Origin of the sequence: Burkholderia sp. Se-20378 (assembly GCF_017104665.1) — a bacterium.
Lineage (GTDB): Bacteria > Pseudomonadota > Gammaproteobacteria > Burkholderiales > Burkholderiaceae > Burkholderia > Burkholderia lata.
The window spans coordinates 1-913 of record NZ_JAAGPG010001168.1; the positions used below are offsets into that span (position 1 = coordinate 1).

Annotated in this window: 1 protein-coding gene; it reads left to right on the top strand. The window is 72.4% G+C overall.

Annotated features, from left to right (window positions below; genetic code table 11):
* Positions 1-171: 171 nt before the first annotated feature.
* The coding region (locus G3N93_RS40800; protein WP_206135612.1) for a tetratricopeptide repeat protein at positions 172-913 on the top strand (742 nt) is incomplete at its 3' end.

Here is a 913-nt window from a genome sequence, read left to right on the forward strand (position 1 = left end):
CCCACCGTCGGCCCCGTTCTTGCGGCCTGCGCGGGCGTGACCGGCGTGCGGCGGGCGGCCGCGAGGGGCCTCTTGCGACGCGTGTGCCGCGGGGCTTTGCGCGGGCGTTAAGATGCGCGTATTGCGGTGCGCGTGACGCGTGCCGCGCCACCGCTAGCCGATCCCGACTGCATGGACGATCCGACCGATATCCTCATTCCGCTGCTTCCGCCTTTCCTCGCGCTGCTCGGGCAGGCCGCCGATGCGCAGGCGCGCGGCGAGCACGCCGCGCACGATCTGTGGCTCGCCGCCGCCGCGCATCTGCATGCGGTCGACGCCGATGCGCTCGCGCAACTCACCGGCGTACTTGTCTCGCGGCAGCGTACGGCCGATGCGATCGCGCTCGCCGAATGCGCGGTGCGCGTGCAGCCGGGCGCGACTGCGTACTTCAATCACGGCTACGCGCTGCAGATGGCGGGCCGGCACGCGGACGCCGTGGCGCCGTATCGCGCGGCACTGGCGCTCGATGCCGACCGGCCATCGCTGCGCAACAACCTCGCGATCGCGCTGCGGCTGTCGGGCAGCGACCGAGCGGAGGAGATCACGCTGCTCGAAGCGGCCGTGCGTTTCGATCCACGCGACGTGCAGGCGTGGATCAACCTCGTCGTCGCGCGGATCGCGACGCACGACCTGGACGCCGCGCTCGCGTGCGCCGCGCGGCTCATCGAGCTCGCGCCCGACAACGCACTCGCGATGAACAACGTCGCGCTGGCGATGAAGGAGGCGCAGCGTTGGGACGACGCCGAGCGCTACGCGGCGCGTGCGAGCGAGCTGGCGCCCGACGACGCGTCGTACCGTTTCAACCTGGCGATCATCCAGCTCGTGCGCGGCAACTTCGCGGCCGGCTGGCGCGGCCACGAGGCGCGCTGGGACG